The sequence below is a fragment of the Microbacterium sp. gxy059 genome (assembly GCF_050958665.1).
Classification (GTDB): Bacteria; Actinomycetota; Actinomycetes; order Actinomycetales; family Microbacteriaceae; genus Microbacterium.
In genome coordinates this window covers 25979-50873 of record NZ_JAMXWT010000009.1, presented here as the reverse complement: position 1 = coordinate 50873, position 24895 = coordinate 25979, and the positions used below count along the sequence as shown (strand labels likewise).

Here is a 24895-nt window from a genome sequence, read left to right as displayed (position 1 = left end):
TTTCACGTGAAACATCTGAAGAGAGGACCCGGGGCGGGCGTCGCGGGTCTGGTGGTGTCGCGAAGAGGTGTACCCCTTCGGTCAGGTGCGGCGGTGCGTTGGGGCAGGGTGGTTCCCTGTGGGGCTGCGCGGCACGGGACGGTGTGCAATGCCCGGAGTGAACTGTGGGGCCGCAAGGAAGCGCCAGGACCCCGCAAGATACGGCGCGGGGAGGAACCTCTCCATCCCGCCGGGTCGGATGGCGGTCTGGGGAGGGAAGGAAGGCGTCGAGCTCGTCCGACGAGATGCCGGAGCGTATGAGGGCGAGCGGGCAGGACGGTTGCGCGATCGGGGGTGGCGCTAGTCCACGAGGTCTTGCTGCGAGGTGCGGGACGCCGGTCGTGCTGACGCGATGCACGCGAGGCGGGCAGCGGTGTGGGGTCCCGCGTTCGGTGGTGATGCGCTTCCTCCTGCACGCGGGTGCGCCGCTGCGCTGTAGGCCATGACGACGTCGCGCATCTCTCCGAGAACGGAATCCACCTTCCGGTTGGCATCGTATGCGGTGTGCGTGCGCGACGGCGCAGTCCGGCTGGTCACTGTCGAGGATCCCGCGGATAGCGGAGCGGTCGTCTGGACGCTGCCGGGCGGGGGAGTCGAGCCGCTGGAGGACCCCGTGGACGCGGTGATTCGCGAGGTCGCGGGGGAGACGGGTTCGCCTACCCGGGTCGTTCGGCTGCTCGGCGTGGATTCTCGGGTGATCCCCCGGCACGAGGCGATGCGGGGTCTTCCGCATCAGAACGTCGTGATCTTCTACGAGGTGGAGGAGCCATCTGGCGCGCTTCGTGAAGCCCTCCGGAGACGCGGCGACGCCGACGTGGGTGTCATACGAGCGGCTGCCTTCGCTCCCCCGGAGCGGCCTGGTGGATATCGGGCTCGCCCTTCTCGTCGACCGCCCGGACTCCGGTCACGTTCCACCGATCGCCGCCGGTGGACTGATTCGCCACTAGGCCGCGCAGGCGGGTGCGCCGTAAGGACGGCCCGCGGTTCCGGCATCGCCTCGCACCGCGCTCTGGCTGTGCTCGATGGCCGCGGGCGCGAAGAGCACACGAGTCGGTTCATCGGTGAGCGCGCCGTCGAGGTCGGTCCTGGGAGCGATCCAACGGATGTTGACACCGCGAGGAATGGTGGCCTCCGCGGGGCCTCGACAGGCCAGGAGCGCCGAGCTGGCCGCCCGCAGTGAGCGCCATCCGTCTCGGAGACGAGGAACCGTGTTCCGGGAAGGAACTGTGTCGCGTGGCTCAGGTCTGTGGACGTTCCACGTGAAACGCTGTCGCGCTGCTTGCCTTACCGTTCCCGCCGGATGCTGGCACCCTGAGGCGCTGGAAGTGGCGGGGCGAGACAATCGTCGAGGCTGGCTCCGTTGACCCGGCAACTGGTGCGTCGGGCTGCGGATCCGTGTTCGCACGGTCCGGGCGCGATGTCGATCTCTCTTCGCGCGGGGAGGGGGGGAGGAATTGGGGGGAGGCGCCGATGGGCTGGACGGCATCACCGGAGACGGAACCGCGGGGTGCAGAACACTGCAGAGGAACGGATTCGGCTCTGTGGTCGAGCGCCGCCCCAGCGTCGCGATCAGGCCGCGCATCGGACCCGGACCGGAGACGTCCGCTTCCGCTCGACCCGAGGAGACCGGGTTCTGGCGAGGGCAGGAACGGCGCTTTAGCCAGGGGCTGCCGTTGGTGGGTGCTCCCCGGAGAATCTGTGTGGCGCCCCTCGGAGTGATTGCGACGGCTTTCCGCGTCAGTTCCCGGAGGGCGGAGGGGACGAGCGTTCGGGGCTGATGTGCGAACGCCTGATTCCTGCGGCCCGACCTTGGAACGTCGACGCGGTTCCCCTGTTGCTTCGTGGGTGATCTGGCGGACCGATCTCACCCGGACCTGGCCGGCTCGGCGTCGAAGAAGCGGCCTTCGTCGGCGAGAAGCCCCATCACACCGCTCCCCTACCGAACCAGCGACGTGTCGGGAGGATGGGTCGGGATGGCGAGAGAAGCGCGCGGGTGATTCCCCTGCGTTCGGCACGTGTTTCACGTGAAACAGCGCCGGCTACGTCTCCTCGTCTGCGCGCTTCCTTCCCGATCGATCGTGTGGTGGTGGGCATCGGATGGAGGGAGGGGCTGAGAAGCGATTGAGGCGCATCATCACGACGCGTCGCGTTCTGCCGTCCGTTCTGCACCCGCAGGTACGGGTGTCTCACCACTCGCCGCGGGATTCGCAAAGCGTCTCGCGGATAGGGGGCCTCCACGATATATGCACGTGGTCTGGGATTCCGGGTGGCGGCCAGGCGCGGGCGCGCGGAGCCGAACCTGAATGAGCGTCGTTTCGTCGTGCTTCTGGCAGGGAGCCCCCGAAGGGTTCTGTGTGGATGAAGGCTGGCCACTCCCCCCTGGGGTGTCGGTCAGGGGTCTCGTTGATGAAGGCTTGCTGCGATTCGTGGCGATGTTTCACGTGAAACCGCGCTGTCGTAGTGCTCTCCCCGGGATCCGCGTGTGGTTCTTGAACCCGGACGGACCGCAGGGCTGGCGGGGTAGATGTTCGACGGGCGCCGCGTTCGTCTCGTTCGGCTGCCCGAACCCCAGGCTCGTGCTCCGAACAGGAGGCGGTCGCCGCAAGACGACGTAGAGGAAGGCGGGTTCTCGTTCGAGGCGTCCGTTTCACGTGAAACATCGATCTGTGGATTTCGGTCAACTCTCCTCCACGCTGGTCAGCAGCGTGGAGGGCGGCGCGCCCGGGCGAGGGGCGGTGAGGAACTGCTCCGCCAACGCTCCAGAGGCCCGAGCGTCGAGGAATGGGGAGCGCCTTGGGCGTCTGGGATGTCGGAGTCCCCGACTGCTCGATTGTTCGCGATCTTGGGTACGCTGCTGTCTCCCGAGCTGCGCGGCCCCGGCGGCCTCTTCGGTGGATTGAGCCGGGAGGCTTCTGTGGCTGGGCTGTCCGGCTGGTGGCGCGTCGGATAAGGGGAGGAGCCTCCGGTCCGGCGTCTGTGTGTCCATGACGTGGGGGCGCGAACGGATGCCTGATGATCTCCTCGATGCTGTCTCGCGCAGACTCTTGCGGGGTCAGGCGCACGTGCCCGCTGCCGACCGGGCGGTTGTTGCGCGTCTCGTGGGTCCGAGGTTGGGAGGCCCCTGCGCGCGGGTGGCTGTCTATCGGGCGCGCGGATCGTGTGGTGGGGGATTTCGGGTCAGTGGGAGGTCTGCTCGTCTACGACGCGAGGGCAATACTCGCGGAACGCGTCCTGGTCTTGTGTCTGTCCGGCCTCTTGCGGGTTTGCGGGCGGGAGTCCGCTGCTGGCAGAGGGTCGTTGTTGTGTGCCTCGTGGATCGACGCGGGGCTCCCCGGGCGGGTGGGTTGTCTGCCTGGCGCGGGTCGTGCGGTGGGGATCCTGGGGTCGGAAGGGAGGTCTGTGCCTCCACAACGAGGGAGCGCTGATCGCGGGACGTATCCGCCGGATCGCCCCGACACTGGGTCCACCCGGACTCCTGTGGGACGGGGGTGCGCCCGCCGGCGGACGGACCGCTGTTGTGTGTCTCGTGGATCGATGCGAAGGACTGGTGACTGCCTGCCTGGCCGCGCATCGGATGAGGGCGAGCCTCCGGTCGAGGGGAGGCGCGCCGCCTCCACGACGAGAGGGGACCACGATCACGGTGCCACCCGGTGGACTGCCTCCGCGGTGGTTCGCAGCCTCCTCGCACAAGACCGGTACTCGCTTCCGTCGGCAACCAGGCGTCCCTCGTAGCTCGTCCCTCGGATCGAAGCGGGAGGACTCCGCGGGTGGCGCTGGCGGAGTGCCGGGTGCTCCGACCCACGGAGCGAAGACGAGACCCGTGCGGATGCGGGCCGCGGCAGCTGTGCCCCGGCTCGCCTGCGCCGCCGAGGCGAGGCCCTCCGCGGTGGTTCGCAGCCTCCTCGCACAAGACCGGTACTCGCTTCCGTCGGCAACCGGGCGCCCCTTTGCAGCCCCTCCCTCGGATCCGGAGCGGGAGGACTCCGGGTGGGGCTGGTGGAGCGCGGGGTGTTCCGACCCTCGGGACGAAGACGAGACCCGTGCGGATGCGGGCCGCGGCAGCACCCCGGCTCGCCTGCGCCGCCGGGGGCCTCGGCGCTTTCGGTCCGTTCGTTCGCGTGGTGAGCGAATGCCGGCTCGCGTCCGAACGGAGGAACACGGCCTGACTCGCGTCGACGAGGGGTGGGGCGATTCGGCTCCCGGAGCTGCTCACCCAAGGGTGCCCCGGCCGCTCTGCACCCGTGCGGGAGCTCCCTGCGGAGCCGCAAGCCTGCGCGTGAGAGCCTTTCCTGCGGCCGCGGGATCCCCGCAGAACGGCGCGCCGTAAGGCTCTCCGCGGTGGCGAGGCCGTCCCGCGGTCGACCCGCAGGCACGTGCTCCTTCCCCGGCTCGCGAGGGTGGATGGCCCCCGTAGCGTCACCACGAGGGGCCCCGTGTTTCACGTGAAACATCCGTCGTGCAGGTCTCTCCTGCCGACCTCGATTCCCAGAGCGAATACACGGCAAGACTTCCCCAAAACCCTGGTTCGACAGGCCCTCGCGGGTAGAGTGTCATGGTCGGCCTCTGACGCGGAAAGGATGAGCGTGGGTCAGCATTCCAGCGATATCGCAGCGGCCTTCGACGACAGCCCGATCATGCAGCAGCTGCAGGATCTCAGCGCGCGGCGCCGCAGGCTGGATGACGTCGAGGTCAGCTTCACCGGTCAGACGCGCGTTCTCACCGTGTCGAACCAGAAGGGAGGCGTAGGGAAGACCACCACGACCGTCAACATCGCCGCCGCGATCGCGGAGCTCGGCGGGCGCGTCATGGTCATCGACCTCGACCCCCAGGGCAACGCCTCGACGGCTCTGGGCGTGCCCCACAGCGCCGACACCGCCAGCATCTACGACGTGCTCATCAACGACACCCCCGTCGCCGACGTGGTGCAGCAGAGCCCCGAGAGCGAGCGCCTCTTCTGCGTGCCCAGCACGATCCACCTGGCGGGCGCCGAGATCGAGCTCGTCTCGCAGGTCGCGCGCGAGAAGCGCCTCGCGACCGCCCTGCAGGAGTTCTTCGACGAGCTCGACGAGCCGCTCGACTTCGTCTTCATCGACTGCCCGCCGTCGCTCGGCCTCCTTACCATCAACGCCTTCAGCTCTGCGGACGAGGTCTTCCTGCCGATCCAGGCGGAGTACTACGCCCTCGAGGGCCTGAGCCAGCTGCTCGGCAACGTGAAGATGATCCAGAAGCACCTCAACCCGCGTCTGAGGGTCTCGACGATCCTGCTCACCATGTACGACGGGCGCACGCGGCTGTCGCAGCAGGTCGCCGACGAGGTGCGCGAGCACTTCCCGGACGAGGTGCTGCAGACCGTGATCCCGCGCTCCGTGCGCGTATCCGAGGCGCCGAGCTTCGGTCAGACGGTGATCACGTACGACGGATCCTCGGCGGGCGCGATCGCGTACCGCGAGGCGGCGGTGGAGATCGTGAAGCGCGGAGCACCGCGCAGGAAAGGGCGGAAGTGATGGCGAAGCGCACGGGTCTGGGACGAGGAATCGGAGCCCTCATCCCCACATCGTCGGAGACGCGCGAGCGTCCGGCCGACGTGTTCTTCGCGGGCACCTCGCTCCCCGCCGAGGAGGGCGCCGAGCAGACCCCCGAGGCGCCTCAGAAGAAGGCGGCGTCGACGAAGAAGGCGCCCGCGAAGAGCGGCACGACGGCTCGCGCCGGATCCGCCCGGAGCGGCTCCGCGAAGAGCGCCGCATCGGCCAAGAAGAGCGCGTCGGCATCCGCTCCGGCGAAGAAGGCCGCCCCGAAGAAGTCGGCTCCTGCGCGCAGCTCCGCCCCCTCCCCCGAGCCTGAGCTCGCGGAGGTCCCGGGCGTGCGGCTCGTGCACATCGATCCGCACAGCATCGTCGCGAACCCCCGGCAGCCGCGCACCCTCTTCGACCCGGAGGATCTCGCGGAGCTCGTCCACTCCGTGCGCGAGTTCGGCGTGCTGCAGCCCGTCGTCGTCCGCGACAAGAAGGACGGCACCTACGAGCTCATCATGGGCGAGCGCCGGACGCGCGCGTCGCGGGAGGCGGGGCTCGCGGAGATCCCCGCGATCGTCCGCGAGACCGCCGACGAGGACATGCTGCGCGACGCGCTGCTCGAGAACATCCACCGCGCGCAGCTCAACCCCCTCGAAGAGGCGTCCGCCTACCAGCAGCTCATCGAGGACTTCGGCATCACGCAGGAGCAGCTCGCCGAGCGCATCGGCCGCTCGCGCCCGCAGATCTCCAACACGATCCGTCTCCTGCGCCTCCCGGAGCCGGTGCAGCAGCGCGTCGCCGCCGGCGTGCTGAGTGCCGGCCACGCCCGGGCGATTCTCTCCCTCGACGACGTCGACGGCATGCAGAAGCTCGCCGACAAGATCATCAACGAGGAGCTCTCGGTGCGGGGCGCCGAGAACGCCGCGAAGGCGGCCGCGGCCGCCGGCACGGCCCCGCGCAGCACGACGCCCAAGCAGGGCGCTCGCCGCGCGTATCTCGATGATGTGGCCGAGCGCCTCGGCGATCGCCTCAACACCAAGGTCAAGATCGGTCTCACCACCAGGAAAGGCCAGATCAGCATCGATTTCGCATCGATTCAGGATCTCAACCGCATCCTCGAGGAGCTCGGCGAGACCGGTTACGAGTCCTGACGACGGGGGTCGATCCCTCGCCCGCCGCGTGCTAGCGTGTGCGCGCGTCGGCTCGACCCGCTCTGGCTGACGCTCGTTCGAGAGCGAAGGAGGCGATCATGCCGGAACCGCAGATCAAGGACGAAGAGCTGTACCAGCGCCTGCGTGAGGAGGGCGCGTCCGCCGAGAAGGCGGCGCGCATCGCGAACGCGGCCGCGCGCGACGGGCGATCCGCCGTCGGGCGTCGCGGCGGATCCGCGGAGGACTACGAGGACCGCACGGTCGACGAGCTGCGTCAGAGAGCACGCGAGATCGGGCTCACGGGCTACTCCCGCATGCGCAAGCAGGAGCTCGTCGACGCTCTGCGCGACCACTGAGCGATGCCGCCGTCGCGGCCCCCGCGCAGGGCCGCGCGCGTAGGCTGAATCGGTGACTTCCGCGGATCCCCTCCTCCCCCGGCGCGCGAGCGTCGAGGTGCTGCGCGCCGAGGCGGAGGAGGAGCGGGAGAGCCTCGTGATCGAGCGTCTGCGCGCCGGGGAGGACCCGTGGGACTTCATGGACGACCTGCCCACGATCGACGAGCTCGTCGTGTTCACGCTGCGAGCGGAGCACATCGCCGCCGACGGAGGCCTGCGCCCCACGCACGCGCGCAACCAGCGGCTCCTGAGGCAGATCGCCGCGCAGTACCCCGAGCTGTCTCGGGCCGTCTGGGGCATGATGGGCGCCGAGAACACGCACCGGCGCTGGGACGCGGTCGTGCGCGTCATCGGCGACCGCTGAGGCGCGGCCCCGGATCGGCGAAGCCGCTGCCCGCACGAGCGCGTATGCGGCCGCGACGGGCGACCCCTGCTCGCGACCCGCGCAGGAGATCGTGAGCGGCTCGTCCCCGTCGGCGCCGCCGGTCCGCGGCTCCTCGGCCCCGCGGACGGATCCGCCGTCGAGGATCCGGCGGGCAGACCGCCGCGGGCGGCTTCGGGCGAGCACATCGCTTCCGCCGGGGATCCCGCGAACGCCGGATCGTTTCGGCGGGATCCGTCCGGCGTTCGCGGGATCCCCGGTCGAACGGGCGGGCTCGCGGGTCCCGTCTCGCGGAGAACACGGCTTCTGCGGAGGGATCCCCGACCAGGGTTCCGCTGAGCGCGTGATTCCCGCAGTTCTGCTCGGCGACTCGGCCGGTTCGCGATCGGCGCTGAGCTGTCGGATCTCGGCGCCGGTCGCGAAACTCTGCACCATTCGCGAGCCAGGCGGAGCGACGATCCGCACGCTGAGTCAGCCGGAGCGGACGCGCGTCAGGCGGGCGCAGAACCTCGCGGGCGGTGGCAACGGGGGGATCGCGGCGTCGTTCGCGCACCCGACGGGGCGGTGAGCCTTCCGGGGCGGACCTGGGCCGGGTGATGTCGATCTGGGAAGCCGAGCGGGCGCGAATCCGGGCGGCGCCGCAGCCGATGGGCGCTATCCACGAACCGGAGCGAGCAAGGGGTGCTCGACGGGAGTAGCGAGGCGTGGCTGGTGGCAGATCCCTCTCGAGCCCGCAGCCGGCGCTGATCGCTCGGATCCCCACGTCGGGTGCGACGGTCGGCGCCAGGCGCGATCCAGGCAGGGCGATGGCCGGCACGTCGAGTCGGCCGGCGCGGGCGCGCGCGAGGACCTGTGACCAGAGGCAGGGGGCGAACCCGCCGGTCGCGTCCCGCGGGGATCCGCACGCGAACACTCGCGCCGGGGCCAGGTGCCGTTCCCGGGGCGGAGCGACGACCCGCAGCAGAATCCACTCGTGCGGACGCGCGAAAGGACCCCGCGCGGATACGCGAGAGGGGCGATCGGACTGATCCGATCGCCCCTCTCGTCGCGTGCGTCAGCGCAGGAACTCGGCGAGGTCCTGCTCGAGCGCCTGCTTCGGCTTGGCGCCGATGATGGTCGTCGCGACCTCGCCGCCGCGGAACACCTTCATCGCCGGGATGGAGGTGATCTGGTACTGCATGGCGAGGTCGGGGTTCTCGTCGACGTTGAGCTTGACGATCGTGATCTTGTCGGCGTTCTCGGCCTGGATCTCGTCGAGCACGGGCGCGACCATGCGGCAGGGGCCGCACCACTCGGCCCAGAAGTCGACGAGCACGGGGCCGTCGGCCTGGAGCACGTCCTGCTCGAACGTCGCGGAGGAGGTGGCCTTCGCAGTCATGGGATTCTCCCTTGTGTCGGTCTGTGGGGTGAGGGGATCCGCGGGGCGGATCAGGCGGACGCGACGACCTTCTCGCGGTCGCTGAGGGCCGCGAGGAAGTGCTCGGCGTCGAGGGCCGCGACGGTGCCGCTGGCGGCGGCCGTGACGGCCTGGCGATAGGTGGGGTCGATGACGTCGCCGGCGGCGAAGACGCCGGGCACGGACGTGCGCGAGGTGCGTCCGTCGACCGCGATCGTGCCCTCGGGCGAGATCTCGAGCACGTCGTGCACGAGGTGCGTGCGGGGGTCGTTGCCGATCGCGATGAACAGCCCATCGACGGCGAGCTCGCGCGTCTCCCCCGTCACCGTGTCGCGCAGCACGACGCCCGACAGCGCGGACTCGCCCTGCAGCTCCGCGATCTCGGAGTTCCAGATGACCTCGATCTTCTCGTTGTCGAAGGCGCGCTGCTGCATGATCTGCGAGGCGCGGAACTCGTCGCGGCGGTGGATGAGGTACACCTTCGAGGCGAACTTCGTGAGGAACGTGGCCTCCTCCATCGCGGAGTCGCCGCCGCCGACGACGGCGATCGTCTTCTCGCGGAAGAAGAAGCCGTCGCACGTGGCGCACCAGGAGATGCCGTAGCCCGAGAGCTCGTCCTCGCGGGGGATCCCGAGCTTGCGGTTCGCGGATCCGGTCGCGAAGATCACGGCCTTGGCCTCCTCGACCGTGCCGGATCCGAGCGTGACGCGCTTGACCTCGCCGCTGAAGTCGACAGCCGCGGCATCGTCGTACACGACCTCGGTGCCGAAGCGCTCGGCCTGCTGCTGCATCTTGGCCATGAGGTCGGGACCCATGATGCCCTCGGGGAAGCCGGGGAAGTTCTCGACCTCGGTCGTGTTCATGAGCTCGCCGCCCACCTCGACCTGGCTGGCGATGACGACCGGCTTGAGGTTGGCGCGCGCGGCGTAGATGGCGGCGGTCCAGCCGGCAGGGCCGGAACCGATGATGATGAGGTCTCGCACAGGGATGCCTTTCTCGGGCGTGTTCTGAGGCTGGAACCCATGCTACGGCGCGGGTATTCCCGCCGCCTGTCCTCCCGCCGTCCGACGGTCGGCGGCGCCCGGGCGGGGCGCCGCCCCGAGCATGCCGTGAACGGCTCCTCGCTCGCGCAGAGCAGCCGACGATTGATTTCAAAGATCCTGTAGGATATTGTTTCCGAACGAACGTCACCGCAGGTACCCGAGGCAACGGAGCTGAGAATGACGCGCCTGTTCAACGAGCCCTCCGCATTCGTCGACGAGATGATCGAGGGCTTCGTCGCCGCATCCGGCCGCTGGGTCGCCGCCGCCCCGGGAGGGGTCGTGCGGTCGACGCGGAGCGAGGAGCCCACGGTGGCCCTCGTCGTCGGCGGCGGAAGCGGACACCACCCGGCCTTCGGCGGGCTCGTCGGGCCCGGCCTGGCGCACGGAGCCGCGATGGGCAACCTCTTCGCCTCGCCCTCCGCGCAGCAGGTCCACTCGATCGCGAAGGCGAGCGACCAGGGACGAGGCGTGCTGCTCTCCTACGGGAACTACGCCGGCGACGTGCTGCACTTCGGCGAGGCGCAGGATCGGCTGCGCGCCGAGGGGCACGACGTCCGCACGGTGACCGTGACCGACGACGTCTGGAGCGCCGGCCCCGACGAGCGCGAACGCCGTCGGGGCATCGCGGGCGACCTGGTCGTCTTCAAGATCGCCGGCGCGGCCGCCGAGAAGGGCGCGGACCTCGACGAGGTCGAGCGCCTCGCGATCCTCGCGAACGAGCGCACCCGCTCGTTCGGCGTCGCGTTCACCGGCTGCACCCTCCCCGGCGCGGACGAGCCCCTGTTCACCGTCCCGGAGGGCCGGATGGCCGTCGGGCTCGGGATCCACGGCGAGCCGGGCATCGACGAGGTCGACATCCCCACGGCGGACGAGCTCGCCGCGATGTTCGTGGAGAAGCTGCTCACCGAGATCCCCGACGGCGTGGAGGCGCGGGGGGCGCGCGTCGTCCCGCTGCTCAACGGCCTCGGCTCCGTCAAGCACGAGGAGATGTACGTTGTCTTCCGCGCCGTGAGCAGCCTCCTCGCAGAGCGCGGGATCACGGTGGTGGAGCCCGAGGTGGGCGAGCTCTGCACGAGCTTCGACATGGCGGGCTGCTCGCTCACCCTGTTCTGGCTGGACGACGAGCTGGAGGAGCTCTGGGGCGCCCCCGCGGACGCCGCCGGATACCGCAAGGGATCGGTCGCTCCCCGCGAACGCGTCGAGCGGGTGTTCGAGGAGGAGGCCGAGGAGGAGATCCCCGAGGCCAGTGCGGAGTCGCGCGTCGCGGCGGCGCATGTCGTGCGCATCTTCGAGACCATCGCGGAGACGATCGACGCCGCCGCCGACGAGCTGGGGCGCATGGACGCGATCGCCGGCGACGGCGACCACGGCATCGGCATGCAGCGCGGTGCGACGGGCGCGCGCGAAGCCGCGCGGTCAGCGGGCGCGGGCGGCGCGGGAGCGGAGACGGTCCTGGCGCGGGCGGCGGGGGCCTGGAGCGACCGAGCGGGAGGCACGTCCGGCGCGATCTGGGCGCGGATGCTGCGCTCCGTCGGCGCCGCGCTCGGCGACGACGCGGTCGTCGACCGTCATGCGGTCGTCTCGGGAGCGACGGCGGCGCGGGAGGCCGTGATGTCCTTCGGCAAGGCCCAGGTCGGCGACAAGACCATGATCGACGCGATCGTCCCCTTCGCCGACGAGCTGCGTCGCGGCGTCGACGAGGGCGCGACGCTCGCGGGCGCCTGGCGTCGCGCGGCCGCCGTGTCGACCGAGGCTGCCCGCGCCACGGCGTCGATGTCCGCGACGCTCGGCCGCGCTCGCGCGCACGGCGACCGGTCCATCGGCACCCCCGACCCGGGCGCGGTGTCCTTCGCGCTCATCTGCACGGCGATCGCCGACGTGCTCGACCACATCGAGGAGAACGGGAACTCATGACACTGCGACTGATCATCGGATCCGACAGGGCCGGGCACGACTACAAGGAGATCCTCAAGCGCGATCTCGAGGCGAGCGAGCTCGTCGAGAGCGTCGCCGACGTGGGGGTGGGCTCGACGTCCGACGACACCTCGTACCCGAATGTCGCGATCGAGGCGGCCACCCGTATCGCGGCGGGCGAGGCCGATCGCGCGATCCTCATCTGCGGCACCGGCCTCGGCGTGGCGATCTCCGCGAACAAGGTCAAGGGGATCCGCGCGGTCACCGCGCACGACTCCTTCTCGGTGGAGCGCTCGATCCTCTCCAACGACGCGCAGGTGCTCTGCATGGGGCAGCGGGTCGTGGGCATCGAGCTCGCCCGCCGCCTCGCGGGCGAGTGGCTGACGTACGAGTTCGATCCGACGAGCCATTCGAAGGCGAACGTCGACGACATCTGCGCCTACGAAGGGGCCTGACCCGTGGCGAGGTTCGCGATCGGCTCGAGCCTCAAGATGTACTTCGGCCGCGCGCGCACCCGCGACTGGGTGCGATCCGTCGCCGAGCTGTGCGCCGAGCATCCCGCCGTCGCGCAGGGCATCGTCGAGCCCTTCGTCATCCCCACCTTCCCCTCCATCCCCGAGACGGTCGCGGCAGCCGCCGGCGCCGGACTGCGCGTCGGCGCTCAGGACATGCACTGGGAGCCGTCCGGCGCCTTCACGGGCGAGGTCTCGGGTCCGGAGCTCGTCGAGCACGGCGTGAGCCTCGTCGAGATCGGCCACGCGGAGCGGCGCGCGCTGTTCGGCGAGACCGACGAGACGGTCGCGCTCAAGACGGCTGCGGCGCTCCGCGCGGGGCTCGCGCCGGTGCTGTGCATCGGCGAGCAGCGGAAGCAGGATCCGGCGGCGGCCGCCGCCGAATGCCGTTCGCAGCTCGAGAGATCGCTGCGGCGGGCGCGGGAGGAGGGCGTCGGGGGCCGCCTGATCGTCGCCTACGAGCCCGTGTGGGCGATCGGTGCGCCGGAGCCGGCCGCGGAATCGCACATCCGCGGCGTGACGGGCGCTCTCCGCGAGCACCTCGCCGACGATGCGCTCCTCTCGCCCGCTCAGGTCATCTACGGCGGGAGCGCGGGGCCGGGTCTGCTGCCCCGGATCGCCCCGGACGTCGACGGCATGTTCCTCGGGCGATTCGCGCACGACCCCGCGGCGTTCGGCGCGATCCTCGACGAGGCGCTGGAGCTCGGCGCCGCATGAGCGTCGCGACAGCCGAGGTCAGGCGGCGCGCCCTGCGCGATCAGGTGTACGACCGGATCCTCCGCTCGCTTCTGGAGGGGGAGGAGGAGCCCGGCCAGCGGCTCTCGATCGACCTCGTCGCACGGGAGCTGGACGTCTCGCCGACGCCGGTTCGCGAGGCGATGGTGCAGCTCGAGCGCACGGGGCTCGTGACGCGCGAGGCGCTCAAGGGGTATCGGGTGGCTCCCCCGCTCGACCACCGGGGGCTCGTCGAGCTCTTCGATGCGCGCCTGATGCTGGAGAGCGAGGCGACGCGGCTGGCGAGTGCGCGGGCGGACGAGGTGCGGGTCGTGCTGCGGGACGCTCATGACGCGCACGGAGAGGCAGCCCGGCGGCTGTCGGATGCGCTGAGGGGCGGCGCGAGCCCGGTGCCGCTCATCCGGGCGTACTTCGAGGCCGACGCCGCATTCCACCGCGCGCTGTTCGTCGGCGCGGGGAATCGCCATCTCCTGGCGATGCACGAGGACCTCGGGGCGCTCACGCATCGGATGCGGCAGGCCGCGATCCGCGGCGTCGACGACGTCGAGGAGGCGCACGAGGAGCATCGGCGGATCGTCGAGGCCTTCGAGAGCGCACCGGCTGAGGCCGTCGAGAGGATGCGCGCGCACATCCTCGGCGTGCGGGGTCGCTCCCTCGCGGCGCGCTGACGCTCACGACGAGAGCAGCAGGCGCCGGATGCTACAATTTCATAGATCCTACAGGATCCGAATCGGATTCTCCTGTCCCCTGCACTGGAGCAGACTATGAGCACGCCGCCCTACACGGCCGAGACCTGGCCGATCGCCACCTGTCTGCACGGCCTCCGGCCGACGACCGAGGAGGGCGTTCCGCTCCATGATGCGGGAGCCGAGGCCTGGGACGACATGTTCGCGCAGGTCGCCGACGTCGGCTTCGACCTCGCCGAGCTCTCGGACAGCCATGTGCGACCGGCGGATCTCGATCCCGTGCGTCGGGACGAGTTCCTCTCCATCGCCGCCTCCCACGGGGTGCGGCTTCCGAGCATCCACGTGCAGCGCCAGAGCGTGATCATGCCCGGCGAGGGCGAGCGCAACCTCGAGTACGCCCACCGGACCATCGACGCCGCGGCGGAGTGGGGCATGGAGGTGTTCTCGACGGGGCTCCATCAGCCCTTCAGCGCGGCCCAGCGTGAGGCGCTGTGGTTCTGGACGGCGCAGGGACCGGCGGATCCGGACGACCGCGAGGTGTGGCAGACCGCGGTCTCCCGGCTGCGCGAGCTCGGGACGCACGCGGCCGAGGTCGGGCTGAGGATGTCGCTCGAGATGTACGAGGACACCTACCTCGGCACGGCGGACGGCGCGGTGCGCCTCGTCGAGGAGATCGGCCTCGACAGCGTCGGGCTCAACCCGGACGTCGGCAACCTCATCCGGCTCCATCGGCCGATCGAGGACTGGCGGGAGATGTACGCGAAGACCCTCCCCTACGCGAACTACTGGCACGTGAAGAACTACATGCGCGACGAGGCGGCGGACGGCTCGTGGGCGACGGCGGTCCCGACGACCGCGGAGGGCGGGCTCATCAACTACCGCCAGGTCGTGCGGGAGGCGCTCGCGGCCGGGTTCGACGGCATCTTCCTCATGGAGCAGTACGGGGGCGACAGCCTGGGCGTCTGCGCGACGAACCGCGACTACATCCGCTCCCTCCTGCCGAAGGGCTGACGGGAGGGGCGCTGCACGGGGCGCGAGGATGCTGTTGCTACGCTCGGGACGGTAGCGCGATGGCTTCTCCGAACCCGTGCGGACCATCCTGCCCGCCGTGCCGATCGCGCTGATGAAGGAGAGCGCCGATGGGCATTCGACGACAGGTGCTGCGCGAGGAGGTCGAGGAGCTGATCCTGCAGCGCCTTCTCGAGAGCCGCTGGGAGCCGGGCGCGCGCCTCAGCATCGACGGGCTCGCCCGCGACCTGGAGGTCTCGCCGACCCCGGTCAGGGAGGCGCTGGTCTCGCTCGAGCGCTCCGGGCTGGTCGAGTACGCCGCGCTGCGCGGCTACGTGGTGGCGTCCCCGCTCGATCGCGAGCACATGGCCGAGCTGCTCGAGGCGCGCCGGATCGTGGAGACGGCGGCCCTCAGCAAGGCGTTCGACGACTGGGAGGCCCTCAGCGCCGCTCTCGAGGCCGCTCACCGACAGCACACCGAGGTGCTGGAGCGGATCGCAGCGCAGGGCGAGCAGGAGATGGACTTCTCGCTGATGAACGAGCATTATCAGGCCGACTGGGCGTTCCACCAGGCGTTCTTCGATCACGCGGGCAACCGCTACCTCCGCGGGATGGTCGAGAACCTGCGCATCTACACGCACCGGATGCGGCAGACGTGGACGGGAGGGCCGGCCTCCTTCGACGCGCGCACCGCGTACGAGGAGCACGCGCGGATCCTCGAGAAGGTCCGGCATCATCACTACGACGGCGCCCTGAAGGCGCTGGAGGCGCATCTCAGCGGGGTGCTCGAGAGGTCGCTGGCGGAGGCGCCGCAGCCCGAATAGGGCGGTGGGTCCGTCGGCGCCGTCTGTCCCGAGGGGCGGGCGGCGCCTCTCTGTCTCGGCCCTCTCCGCGCCTTTCGACGAGGGGTTGACAGCGGATCCTTCCCAGATATCCTATAGGATAGATTTCCCCTCGAGACAATGGAGTACCCGTGACGAATCGACCCCGCATCGCGCTGACTCTCGGCGACCCGGCCGGCATCGGCCCCGAGCTCGCCGCGAAGCTCATGTCCCGCCCCGAGAACCGTCGGGCCGCTCGGATCCTCCTGCTCGCGGATCGCTCGGAGCTCGAGGCCGCGGCCGCCCAGGCTCAGGTCGACGTCCCGCCCATCGGCGCGGACCTCGAGGACGGCATCGTGCTCCTCGACGACGGGAGCGCGCCGACGGAGCCCATCGAGCTCGGCGTGGTGAGCGAGGCCGCCGGCGCGCGCGTGAAGCACCAGCTGCTCCGCGCGCTCGCGCTCGTGAACGAGGGGGAGGCCGACGCGATCGTCTTCGCCCCCCTCAACAAGACGAGCCTGCACCTCGCGGGGATGAACCACGAGGACGAGCTGCGCTGGTTCGCCGAGGAGCTCGGGTACACGGGAACCACCTCCGAGCTCAACATCCTCGACGGCCTCTGGACGGCGCGCGTCACGTCGCACGTCGGGATCCAGGATGTCGCCGCGCTCGTCACGCAGGAGCGCGTCGTCGCGGCCATCGAGCTGCTCCACGGCGTGCTGCGCGACTCCGGTCTCGCCTCGCCCCGTCTCGGCGTCGCCGCGCTCAACCCGCACAACGGCGAGAACGGCCTCTTCGGGCGGCAGGAGATCGAGGTGATCCGCCCCGGCGTCGAAGAGGCGAAGGACTCCGGGATCGACGTCGACGGACCCCTCCCCGCCGACACGATCTTCCTCCAGCGCGACCGCTTCGACGGCATCGTCACGATGTACCACGACCAGGGGCAGATCGCGATGAAGCTGCTCGGCTTCGAGGGCGGCGTGACGGTGCAGGGCGGGCTCCCCGTCGTCATCGCCACTCCCGCCCACGGGACCGCCTTCGGCATCGTCGGCGAGAACGTCGCCGACCTCACCTCCACTCAGAATGCCTTCGACGTGGCCGTCGCCGTCGCGTCGAGCCGCGCGTCCGGCTCCTGACGCCGGGCCCGCAGAACCTCGAAAGGGAAATGACGATGACGTCACGCATCGCCGCCACGGCGGCCCTCCTGTCCGCATCCGCTCTCGTCCTCGCGGGCTGCTCCGGCAGCTCGGGAGGATCGGGAGGCTCCTCCGACGGCGAGTACTCGCCCTCGGGCACCGTCAAGATGGTCGTCGCCATGGCCGCCGGCGGCGGCAGCGATCGCGCCATGCGCGTGATGTCGCAGGCGATCAACGAGGGCGCCGAGGGGTACAGCACCGTCGTCGAGAACCGCGAAGGCGGGGGCGGCGCGGTCGGCTGGTCGTACTTCTACGGCCTGGCTGGTCAGCCCCAGCATCTCGTGAAGGCCGAGACCGCGATCCACACGCTCCCGATGCAGGAGGGCGTCGACGTGCCGTGGACCTACGCGGACTTCACGCCGATCGCGCTGTTCGCCGAGGACTCGCGCATGGTGGTGGCACCCGCCGACTCCGACCTCGACACCTGCTCGGATCTCGTCGACTCCACGGGACTCTCCGTCGGCGTCAGCGGCACCTTCGGCGCCGACGGCATGGTGCTCCACCACCTCGACGAGGCGGGTCTCGACGCCGACCGCGTGCCCTTCGGATCCACGGGAGAGGTCATCACCGGAATCCTCGGCGGACAGATCGACGCGGCGCCCGCCAGCGCCGCCGCCGTGAAGCCCTACGTCGAGAGCGGCGACCTCAAGGCGCTGTGCACGCTCACCGAGGAGCGCTACGCCGACGACGAGGTCCTCGCGGACGTGCCGACGGCGATCGAGGAGGGCATCGACGCCACCGTGGTCATCTGGCGCGGCATCCTCGCGGCGCCCGACATCTCCGACGAGGCCCAGCAGTTCTGGATCGACGAGGTGAAGCGCGCGGTCGAGACCGACGAGTACAAGGACTACATCACCACCGACCTGCTCATCGAGAAGCAGCTCTACGGCGACGAGTTCGCGACGTACCTCGACGAGTACGACGCCGAGATCCAGGAGTACTTCGCAGAATGAGCGAGACGACTCACGCTCCGCGGCGCGTCCGCCGCGGGGTCGTCGCAGCCTACGGGGTGATCGCGCTGATCGGCGCGGCCTTCTTCGCCCTGTCGTTCGAGTACGACTTCTTCCGGTACGGAGACCAGGTCGGCCCGGGCTTCCTCCCGCGCGTCGCCGGCATGCTCGCGCTGCTGCTCGGGATCGCGCTCATCGTGCAGGAGATCCGCACCGGCTCCGTGCTCCTCGGCGACTCGGGCGTCGAGGAGGACGGCGACACGGGGATGTCCCGCGCGAGCATGATCAAGCTGCTGACCGTGTTCGGTCTCATCATCCTCGCGGTCCTCCTCGTGCCGGTGCTCGGGCTCATCCCGCCGCTCGTGCTGCTCGTGGGGACCCTCACGATCGTGATCGAGCGCATGCCGATCCTCCCGTCGATCCTGGTCGCCGCGCTCGCCGCGGCCATCGCCTACGCGCTCTTCGTGCTCGTGCTCCGCGTGCCCATCCCGATGGGCGTCTTCGAGGGGATCCTCTGATGCTCGACAACCTGCTCATCGGCTTCGAGGCCGCGCTGTCGCTGGACAACCTGCTGTGGTGCTTCATCGGCGTCCTCCTCGGCACGGTCATCGGGATCCTCCCCGGCCTCGGCTCCGCGACGGGCGTCGCGATCCTCATCCCGCTGACGCTCACGCTCGACCCGCTCACGGCGCTCATCATGCTCGCGGGCATCTACCACGGGTCGCAGTACGGCGCGACGATCACCGCGATCCTCATCGCCACTCCGGGCGAGGCCTCCTCGGTGGTCTCCACGCTCGACGGCTATCAGATGGCGCGCAAGGGGCGCGCGGGCCAGGCGCTCGCGATCTCCGCCATCTCGGCGTTCGCCGCATCGATCGTGACCGTGATCCTGCTGTTCACCCTCGCCCAGTTCTTCGCGAACATCGCCCTCGGCTTCGGCCCGGTCGAGATCATGGCGATCATGCTGCTCGGCTTCGCGACCATCTCGATGTTCTCGTCGGGCAACGTGCTGCTCGGCATGGCCATGTGCGTCGTGGGCGTGCTCATCGGCACGGTCGGCATCGACATGGGAACGGGCGTCGCGCGCTTCACGTTCGGCAGCGTCGACCTGTTCTCGGGGGTCCCGTTCATCGAGGTGATGATCGGCCTCTTCGCCCTGGGCGAGCTGCTGAACCAGCTCGACAAGGGGCAGCCGAAGCCCATCAAGGCGCGCTTCCGCGACCTGATGCTCACGAAGGAGGACTTCAGGAGGTCGGGTGCGCCGACCGTGCGCGGCACCGTCATCGGGTTCCTCGTCGGCATCCTCCCCGGCGCCGGATCCACGCTCGCGTCGTTCCTCGCGTACGGCACGGAGAAGCGCTTCTCGAAGCACCGCAAGGAGATGGGACGGGGCGCGATCGAGGGCGTCGCCGCCCCCGACGCCGCGACGAGCGCGGCGGCCAACGGCGCGTTCATACCGACCCTCACCCTCGGGGTGCCGGGCGGCGCGACGACCGCCGTCCTCCTCGGAGCCTTCCTGCTCTACGGGATCACCCCCGGACCTCTGCTGTTCGAGCAGGAGCCGCGGCTCGTGTGGGGCCTGCTCGTGTCCTTCCTCATCGGACACCTGCTGCTCCTCCTCCTGAACCTGCCGCTCGCTCCGGTCTTCGCGCAGCTGCTCCGCCTGCGCTACGGCTACCTGTACCCGCTCATCATCTTCACCGCGCTGATCGGCGCCTTCGCGATCTCGAACAACACCTTCAGCCTGTGGGTCGTGATCGTGTTCGGCATCGTCGGGTATCTCATGAAGAGGATGAACTTCCCGATCGCCCCGCTCGTGCTCGGTCTCGTCATCGGCCCGATGTTCGAGAAGGCGCTCGTGCAGTCGTCCGCTCTCGGCGGCGGGGATCTCCTCGGGGTCGTGGTGGCGAGCCCGACGGCCATCGTCATCCTCGTCGTCGCGGCGCTGCTGCTCGTCGGCCCTCCGGTGTTCGCGATGATCCGCGGGCGCTCGGCGACCGGCCTGAAGATCGCCGACGCCGACGCGATGATGGAGGAGGTCCGCGAGCCCGTCACGACGAGCGTGCCCACGGAGTACCTCGCCTCCTCGCGGAGGAAGAAGGCCAAGAAGCGCACGAAGAAGTGACGCCTGCGTCGACGTGAGACGAGGAGCCGCCCGGAGATCGCTCCGGGCGGCTCCTCGTCTCACCCGCGGACGCGCGCATCTGGCAGGGTGTGAGAGACCCTCCCTCCGTCTCCCGCACGCCCCGACCAGAGGATCCCGATGCTCCCCCGCCGCTGGCTCCGCACCGACCCCGACCGCCCGCGCCGCATCTCGTTCGGCGCCGACTACAACCCCGAGCAGTGGCCGCGGGAGGTGTGGGACGAGGACGTGCGCCTCATGCGGGAGGCGGGCGTCGACGTCGTGTCGGTGGGGATCTTCTCGTGGGCGCGGATCCAGCCGGCGCCCGGCGAGTGGGACTTCGCCTGGCTCGACGAGGTCATCGATCTGCTGCACGCGAACGGCATCGGCGTCGACCTCGCGACCGCCACCGCGTCGCCGCCCGCCTGGCTCACGACCGCCCACCCCGAGGTGCTCCCCCGCACCCGCGAGGGGCACGTGCTCTCGCCCGGCGGCCGCCAGCACTGGCGCCCGACCTCCCCCGTCTTCCGCGAGCACGCCCTGGCGCTCGTCGAGGCGCTCGCCGCGCGGTACGGATCCCACCCCGGGGTCGTCGCCTGGCACGTGAGCAACGAGCTGGGCTGCCACAACGCCTACGACTACTCGGACGACGCCGCGCGCGCGTTCCGCACCTGGCTCGAGGCGCGGTACGGCACCGTCGCGGGGCTCAACCACGCCTGGGGGACCGCCTTCTGGGCTCAGCAGTACGGATCCTTCGACGAGATCCTCCCGCCGCGCCTCGCCGCGACATTCCCCAACCCCACGCAGCAGCTCGACTTCGCGCGGTTCTCGTCCGACGCGCTGAAGGCGCACCTCGTCGCCGAGCGCGAGGTGCTGCGCCGCCTCTCCCCCGACGTGCCCGTCACCACGAACTTCATGGTCATGGGCGGCACCCGCGCCATGGACTACGCCGACTGGGCGCACGAGGTCGACTTCGTCTCGAACGACCACTACGTCACGGCGGGACGCGACGAGCTGGCCTTCTCGGCCGCCTTCACGAGCGGCATCGCCCGCCACCGCCCCTGGTTCCTCATGGAGCACTCGACGAGCGCCGTCAACTGGCAGCCGATCAACCGCCCCAAGCGGCAGAACGAGCTCGTGCGCGACTCCCTCACCCACGTCGCCCACGGCGCCGACGCCGTCTGCTTCTTCCAGTGGCGCCAGTCGCGGGCAGGGGCCGAGAAGTACCACTCCGCGATGGTGCCGCACGCCGGATCCGACTCGCGCCTGTTCCGCGAGGTCGTGCGGCTCGGCGGCCTGCTGCGCGACCTCGACCCCGTCGCGGGATCCGACCGCGAGCGCGGGCAGGTCGCCGTGCTCTTCGACGCGGAGTCGCGCTGGGCCGGCGAGCTCGACTCGCACCCCACCGACCGGCTCGACTACCACCGCGAGGCGCTCGACTGGTGGCGCGCGCTGACCGACCTCGGCATCCGCGCCGACGTCGTGCCGGCAGACGCCGACCTCGACGCCTACCCGGTCGTGATCGCGCCCGTGCTGCACGTCGTCCCCTCCGCGCTCCGCGACCGCCTCGAGGCCTACGTGCGCGGGGGCGGATCCCTCGTCGCCACCTACTTCTCGGGCATCGTCGACGAGAACGACCACATCTGGCTGGGCGGCTACCCCGGGGCCCTGCGCGAGATGCTCGGGATCCGCGCCGAGGAGTTCCGGCCCCTGGCGGACGACGAGACCGAGCCGCTGTCGCTCGGCGTCTCCGGCGACCTGTGGAGCGAGCCGATCGACCTCGTCGCCGACGACGTCGAGGTGCTCGCGACCTACACCTCCGGCGACCTCGCGGGCGGCCCCGCCGTGACGAGGAGGGGCGTGGGATCCGGATCCGCGTCCTACGTGTCGACGCGCCTCGGCGCCGAGGGGCTGCGGGCGCTGCTGCCCGAGCTGCTCGCCCCCGCCGGCGTGTCCTCGGAGCTTCCCGACTCGCTGATCGGATCCGTGGAGCTCGTCGCGCGCCGCGCGGGGGACGACGTGTTCTGGTTCCTCCTCAACCGCACCGACGACGAGATCGCGCTCGCCGGGGTCGAGGGCGAGTTCCTCGTGGGCGGCGGTGCGCTCGAGCCCCGCGGCGTCGCGGTGCTGCGGCGCTGAGGGGGTTCACCGGCGGGGTCGGTGGTCGGGGCCGGTCGGTCCGGCGGCGCCTGCTGTTCCGTGAGAGCACACTCGTTTGCGCGGTTCGTGGGGACGGTGTCGTTCCGTCGGAGATCGGGGGCGGGAGGGGCGGGTTCGGGCCAGGGCGGCAGCTCCGCGCGAGGATCTCCGACAGGACGGCTCTCAGCGGCGGCGCACGGGCGGAGCCACCTGCGCCCGCACGCTGCGGGCGCCCGTGAGCACGGCGGCGTAGACGCCGAACGCGACGCCCACGCCCAGCCCGATGCAGGTCACGCCGGCCTGCAGGAAGAGATCCATGCCGGATCCGCCCGACATCTGGTGGATGACGCCGCGGAACACCGTGAGACCCGGGAGCAGCGCGCCGGTGATGCCCATGAGCGCGAGCACCGGGTACGGGTAGCCGACCCGCGGCGCGAGGAACACCGACACGAAGCCGAGCAGCACCGCCGCGATCGCGGCCGCCCACCCGAACGGCAGGTCGGTCAGCTGCAGCGCCTGGCTGGCGGCGCTCGTGACGATGCCGAGGGCCGCCGCGGGCAGGATCAGCGTCGCCCTCCCGCCGTTCGCGAACGCGTTGGCGATCGCGCCGAGCGCGGCGAACACCAGGCCGAGGTACCAGGGCAGGCTCGGCAGCTCGTCCAGCACGGGGTCGTCGAGATCGAGCGCGGATCCCGTGAAGAGCACGATGGATCCGCCGATCGCGATGCCGCCGGCCGTCACCGCCACGTTCGCGACGCGCACGAGGGCCGACGTGTAGGCGCCCTCCACGGCGTCGGTGGTCGCCTCGATGACCTGCGGCAGCGGCAGGATCAGCAGCCAGCTCACCGCGAATGCGGCGGCGGCGCCGACCGGCTCCACGAGGCCGAGCTGCACGAGCGGCACGGCGAGGTGGCCGAGCACCCGCAGCCGGTCGGCGTCGATCACGTCGATCGCGCGCGCCGTGCCCCGCGCCGGTGTGACCGCCCCCTCCGGGGAGACGTGCTCCAGCGTCAGGACCGGCCCGTAGACCGAGAGGGCCACGTCGGGCAGGTCGACCGCGGCCGCCACGGCCTCGAGCGTGCGCTCGGTCTGGCTCGACGACTACCCCGACTCGAGGAAGCCCTGCCCCAGCGCGATCAGCAGATCGAGGCGCTCGCGGGTGTCGTGGACGTTCATCGGGCCTCCGGGGTGCGGGCGGATGAGATCACGGCAGCGGGTGGGGTCGCGTCACTGCGCTCCCCGCCTGCGGAGAGGCGCTCGCGCCCGTCAGCGGGGAGAGCGGATCCCTCAGCGCCCGAGGCGGCCGCGCACCATGCCGACGACGCTCTTCAGCTCGGGGGCGCGGAGGAGGGCCAGGAGCGCGACGTAGACGACGGCGCAGACGGATCCGATGACGAGGCAGCCGCCGGCGGCGGCGAACTTGCTCGTCAGCATCCAGCTCTCGGGACCGCCCATCCACGCGAACACCGCCCAGCCCGCGAGGCCCGCGGGGATCGCGGCGATCGCGAAGCGGACGAGCGCCGCGAGCGAGCGCGCCATGCCGAGCCGGCCGAGCCGGCGGCGCAGGAGGAACGACGCGAGGACCAGCTGGGCGACGCTCGACAGCGACTGGGCCGCCGCGACGGCCATCGTCAGGTGCGTCTCGCCCACGAGCGACCACGCGACGAGCGCACCGGCGGCGCACAGCACCGCCTGGAACAGCGTGAAGAGGAACGGCGTGCGGGTGTCGCCGTAGGCGTAGAAGGTGCGCTGCACGACGAACAGCACCGCCATCGGCACGAGCCCCGCGAGGAAAGCGATGAGCACGGGAGCGGCGGCGGAGGCCTCCGAGACGTCGTTCGTCACCAGCCGGGCTGCGGGCAGCGCGGCCGCGGTGATCGCCGCCGTCGCGAGCACCACGAGGAGCCCCAGCGTGCGGGTCGCCCGGCCGATGTCGCCGCGCACCTCGTCGTCGCGGCCCGCGGCCGCGTGCTCGCTGAGCTGCGTGAAGTAGGGGGTGCCGATGCTCATGACGATGACGGAATACGGGAGCATGAACACGAGCCAGGCGTTGAACCACACGGTCGACGAGGCGTCTCCCGTCTCCGACGCCGTCGTGATGATGTTCTGCTGGACCACCGAGACGCCGAGGCCCACGAGCAGCATGCCGACGCTCCACCCCGCGAGGTTGCGGATCTGGCCGAGGCCCATGCCGCGCCACCGGAAGTCCGGCCGCAGCCGCAGACCCGTGCGGCGCCAGAAGACCACGAGCGTCACGGTCTGGGCGACGATGCCCAGCGTCGCCGTGCCGCCCATGAGGGCGATCATCGCGGGCGTCCACTCCTCGACCGGATGCCCGCCGCCGCCGAACAGCCAGATGAACGCGCCGAACCCGGCGACCGACACGACGTTGTTGACGATCGGCGCCCACGCGTATGGGCCGAAGACCCGGCGCGCGTTGAGCGTCTCGCCCACGAGCGCGAACATCCCGTAGAAGAAGATCTGCGGCAGGCACCAGAGGGTGAACGCCACCGTCAGCTCGAACTGCTCGGGCTGACGGAAGCTCGAGATCGCCGAGACGAGCAGCGGCGCCAGCAGCATCGACATGGCGGTGATGACGAGCAGGATGAGGGTCGCGAGGGTGAAGAGCTTCGAGATGAGGCGGCGCCCGCCGTCCTCCTCCCGCGACCAGCGCACGATGAGCGGCACGAAGACCGCCGTCAGCACGCCCGTCGAGATGACCTGGAAGATGTAGTTCGGCAGCTGGTTCGCGATCGTGAACGCGTCGGCCGACATCACCGTCGCGCCCATCGCGCTCACGAGCACCATCGAGCGCAGCAGGCCCGTCACCCGCGAGGTGAGGGTTCCCGCCGCGATGAGCGCGCTGGATCGTCCGAGGCCCATTCGCCGTCCT

Annotated in this window: 20 protein-coding genes; 16 read left to right on the top strand and 4 right to left on the bottom strand. The window is 70.8% G+C overall.

The window, feature by feature from the left end:
• Window positions 1-481: 481 nt before the first annotated feature.
• The 5 genes from NHL53_RS07285 to NHL53_RS07265 all read left to right on the top strand — a co-directional run bounded on the left by NHL53_RS07285 (window position 482) and on the right by NHL53_RS07265 (window position 7462).
• Window positions 482-1219 (top strand): NUDIX domain-containing protein, encoded by a 738-nt coding sequence (locus NHL53_RS07285; protein WP_433776197.1) that lies wholly within the window; start codon window positions 482-484, stop codon window positions 1217-1219.
• Between the two features lie 3397 nt (window positions 1220-4616).
• Window positions 4617-5543 carry a ParA family protein gene (locus NHL53_RS07280; protein WP_433776196.1) on the top strand — a complete coding sequence of 309 codons (927 nt, stop codon included), beginning with the start codon at window positions 4617-4619 and terminating at the stop codon, window positions 5541-5543.
• Window positions 5543-6703, top strand: a complete 1161-nt coding sequence (locus NHL53_RS07275; protein ID WP_433776195.1) for a ParB/RepB/Spo0J family partition protein — start codon at window positions 5543-5545, stop codon at window positions 6701-6703. The genes NHL53_RS07280 and NHL53_RS07275 overlap by 1 nt, the downstream gene beginning before the upstream one ends.
• Before the next feature lie 98 nt (window positions 6704-6801).
• Window positions 6802-7059 carry a Rho termination factor N-terminal domain-containing protein gene (locus tag NHL53_RS07270; RefSeq protein ID WP_433776194.1) on the top strand — a complete coding sequence of 86 codons (258 nt, stop codon included), beginning with the start codon at window positions 6802-6804 and terminating at the stop codon, window positions 7057-7059.
• A 52-nt stretch (window positions 7060-7111) separates the two neighbouring features.
• On the top strand, window positions 7112-7462 hold the full coding sequence (locus NHL53_RS07265) for a tryptophan synthase subunit alpha (protein ID WP_433776193.1): 351 nt from the start codon (window positions 7112-7114) through the stop codon (window positions 7460-7462).
• 1072 nt (window positions 7463-8534) lie between these two features.
• On the opposite strand, the gene trxA is transcribed toward NHL53_RS07265, so the two are convergent.
• Both trxA and trxB read right to left on the bottom strand, forming a co-directional pair.
• Complete coding sequence (trxA, locus tag NHL53_RS07260) at window positions 8535-8858, bottom strand: thioredoxin (protein WP_433776192.1); 324 nt, start codon at window positions 8856-8858, stop codon at window positions 8535-8537.
• Window positions 8859-8908: 50 nt separating this feature from the next.
• Entirely contained in the window at window positions 8909-9859 is a 951-nt protein-coding gene (gene trxB / locus NHL53_RS07255; protein ID WP_433776191.1) for a thioredoxin-disulfide reductase, read from the bottom strand.
• A gap of 237 nt (window positions 9860-10096) precedes the next feature.
• Here trxB and NHL53_RS07250 point away from each other — a divergent pair, with 237 nt between their 5' ends.
• From NHL53_RS07250 to NHL53_RS07200, 11 genes are all read left to right on the top strand, one after another.
• Complete coding sequence (locus NHL53_RS07250; RefSeq protein ID WP_433776190.1) at window positions 10097-11833, top strand: dihydroxyacetone kinase family protein; 1737 nt, start codon at window positions 10097-10099, stop codon at window positions 11831-11833.
• Complete coding sequence (locus NHL53_RS07245; protein ID WP_433776189.1) at window positions 11830-12288, top strand: ribose-5-phosphate isomerase; 459 nt, start codon at window positions 11830-11832, stop codon at window positions 12286-12288. The genes NHL53_RS07250 and NHL53_RS07245 overlap by 4 nt, the downstream gene beginning before the upstream one ends.
• Window positions 12289-12291: 3 nt before the next feature.
• Window positions 12292-13062 carry a triose-phosphate isomerase family protein gene (locus NHL53_RS07240; protein ID WP_433776188.1) on the top strand — a complete coding sequence of 257 codons (771 nt, stop codon included), beginning with the start codon at window positions 12292-12294 and terminating at the stop codon, window positions 13060-13062.
• Window positions 13059-13748: a GntR family transcriptional regulator gene (locus NHL53_RS07235; RefSeq protein ID WP_433776187.1), complete on the top strand. Its 690-nt coding sequence runs from the start codon at window positions 13059-13061 to the stop codon at window positions 13746-13748. The genes NHL53_RS07240 and NHL53_RS07235 overlap by 4 nt, the downstream gene beginning before the upstream one ends.
• A gap of 96 nt (window positions 13749-13844) precedes the next feature.
• Window positions 13845-14777, top strand: coding sequence for a sugar phosphate isomerase/epimerase family protein (locus NHL53_RS07230; protein WP_433776186.1), 933 nt, complete (start codon window positions 13845-13847; stop codon window positions 14775-14777).
• A gap of 128 nt (window positions 14778-14905) precedes the next feature.
• Window positions 14906-15598: a GntR family transcriptional regulator gene (locus NHL53_RS07225; RefSeq protein WP_433776185.1), complete on the top strand. Its 693-nt coding sequence runs from the start codon at window positions 14906-14908 to the stop codon at window positions 15596-15598.
• A gap of 149 nt (window positions 15599-15747) precedes the next feature.
• Window positions 15748-16731, top strand: coding sequence for a 4-hydroxythreonine-4-phosphate dehydrogenase PdxA (locus NHL53_RS07220; protein ID WP_433776184.1), 984 nt, complete (start codon window positions 15748-15750; stop codon window positions 16729-16731).
• Between the two features lie 35 nt (window positions 16732-16766).
• On the top strand, window positions 16767-17744 hold the full coding sequence (locus NHL53_RS07215; RefSeq protein ID WP_433776183.1) for a tripartite tricarboxylate transporter substrate binding protein: 978 nt from the start codon (window positions 16767-16769) through the stop codon (window positions 17742-17744).
• On the top strand, window positions 17741-18259 hold the full coding sequence (locus NHL53_RS07210; RefSeq protein ID WP_433776182.1) for a tripartite tricarboxylate transporter TctB family protein: 519 nt from the start codon (window positions 17741-17743) through the stop codon (window positions 18257-18259). The genes NHL53_RS07215 and NHL53_RS07210 overlap by 4 nt, the downstream gene beginning before the upstream one ends.
• Entirely contained in the window at window positions 18259-19866 is a 1608-nt protein-coding gene (locus tag NHL53_RS07205; RefSeq protein ID WP_433776181.1) for a tripartite tricarboxylate transporter permease, read from the top strand. Before NHL53_RS07210 ends, NHL53_RS07205 begins: the two co-directional genes overlap by 1 nt.
• Before the next feature lie 138 nt (window positions 19867-20004).
• Window positions 20005-22002: a beta-galactosidase gene (locus tag NHL53_RS07200; protein ID WP_433776180.1), complete on the top strand. Its 1998-nt coding sequence runs from the start codon at window positions 20005-20007 to the stop codon at window positions 22000-22002.
• Window positions 22003-22185: 183 nt separating this feature from the next.
• Here NHL53_RS07200 and NHL53_RS07195 read toward each other — a convergent pair whose 3' ends face one another.
• Together NHL53_RS07195 and murJ are read right to left on the bottom strand one after the other, a co-directional pair.
• On the bottom strand, window positions 22186-23070 hold the full coding sequence (locus NHL53_RS07195; protein WP_433776179.1) for a hypothetical protein: 885 nt from the start codon (window positions 23068-23070) through the stop codon (window positions 22186-22188).
• 219 nt (window positions 23071-23289) lie between these two features.
• Window positions 23290-24885, bottom strand: a complete 1596-nt coding sequence (murJ, locus tag NHL53_RS07190; protein ID WP_433776178.1) for a murein biosynthesis integral membrane protein MurJ — start codon at window positions 24883-24885, stop codon at window positions 23290-23292.
• Between the last annotated feature and the right edge of the window lie 10 nt (window positions 24886-24895).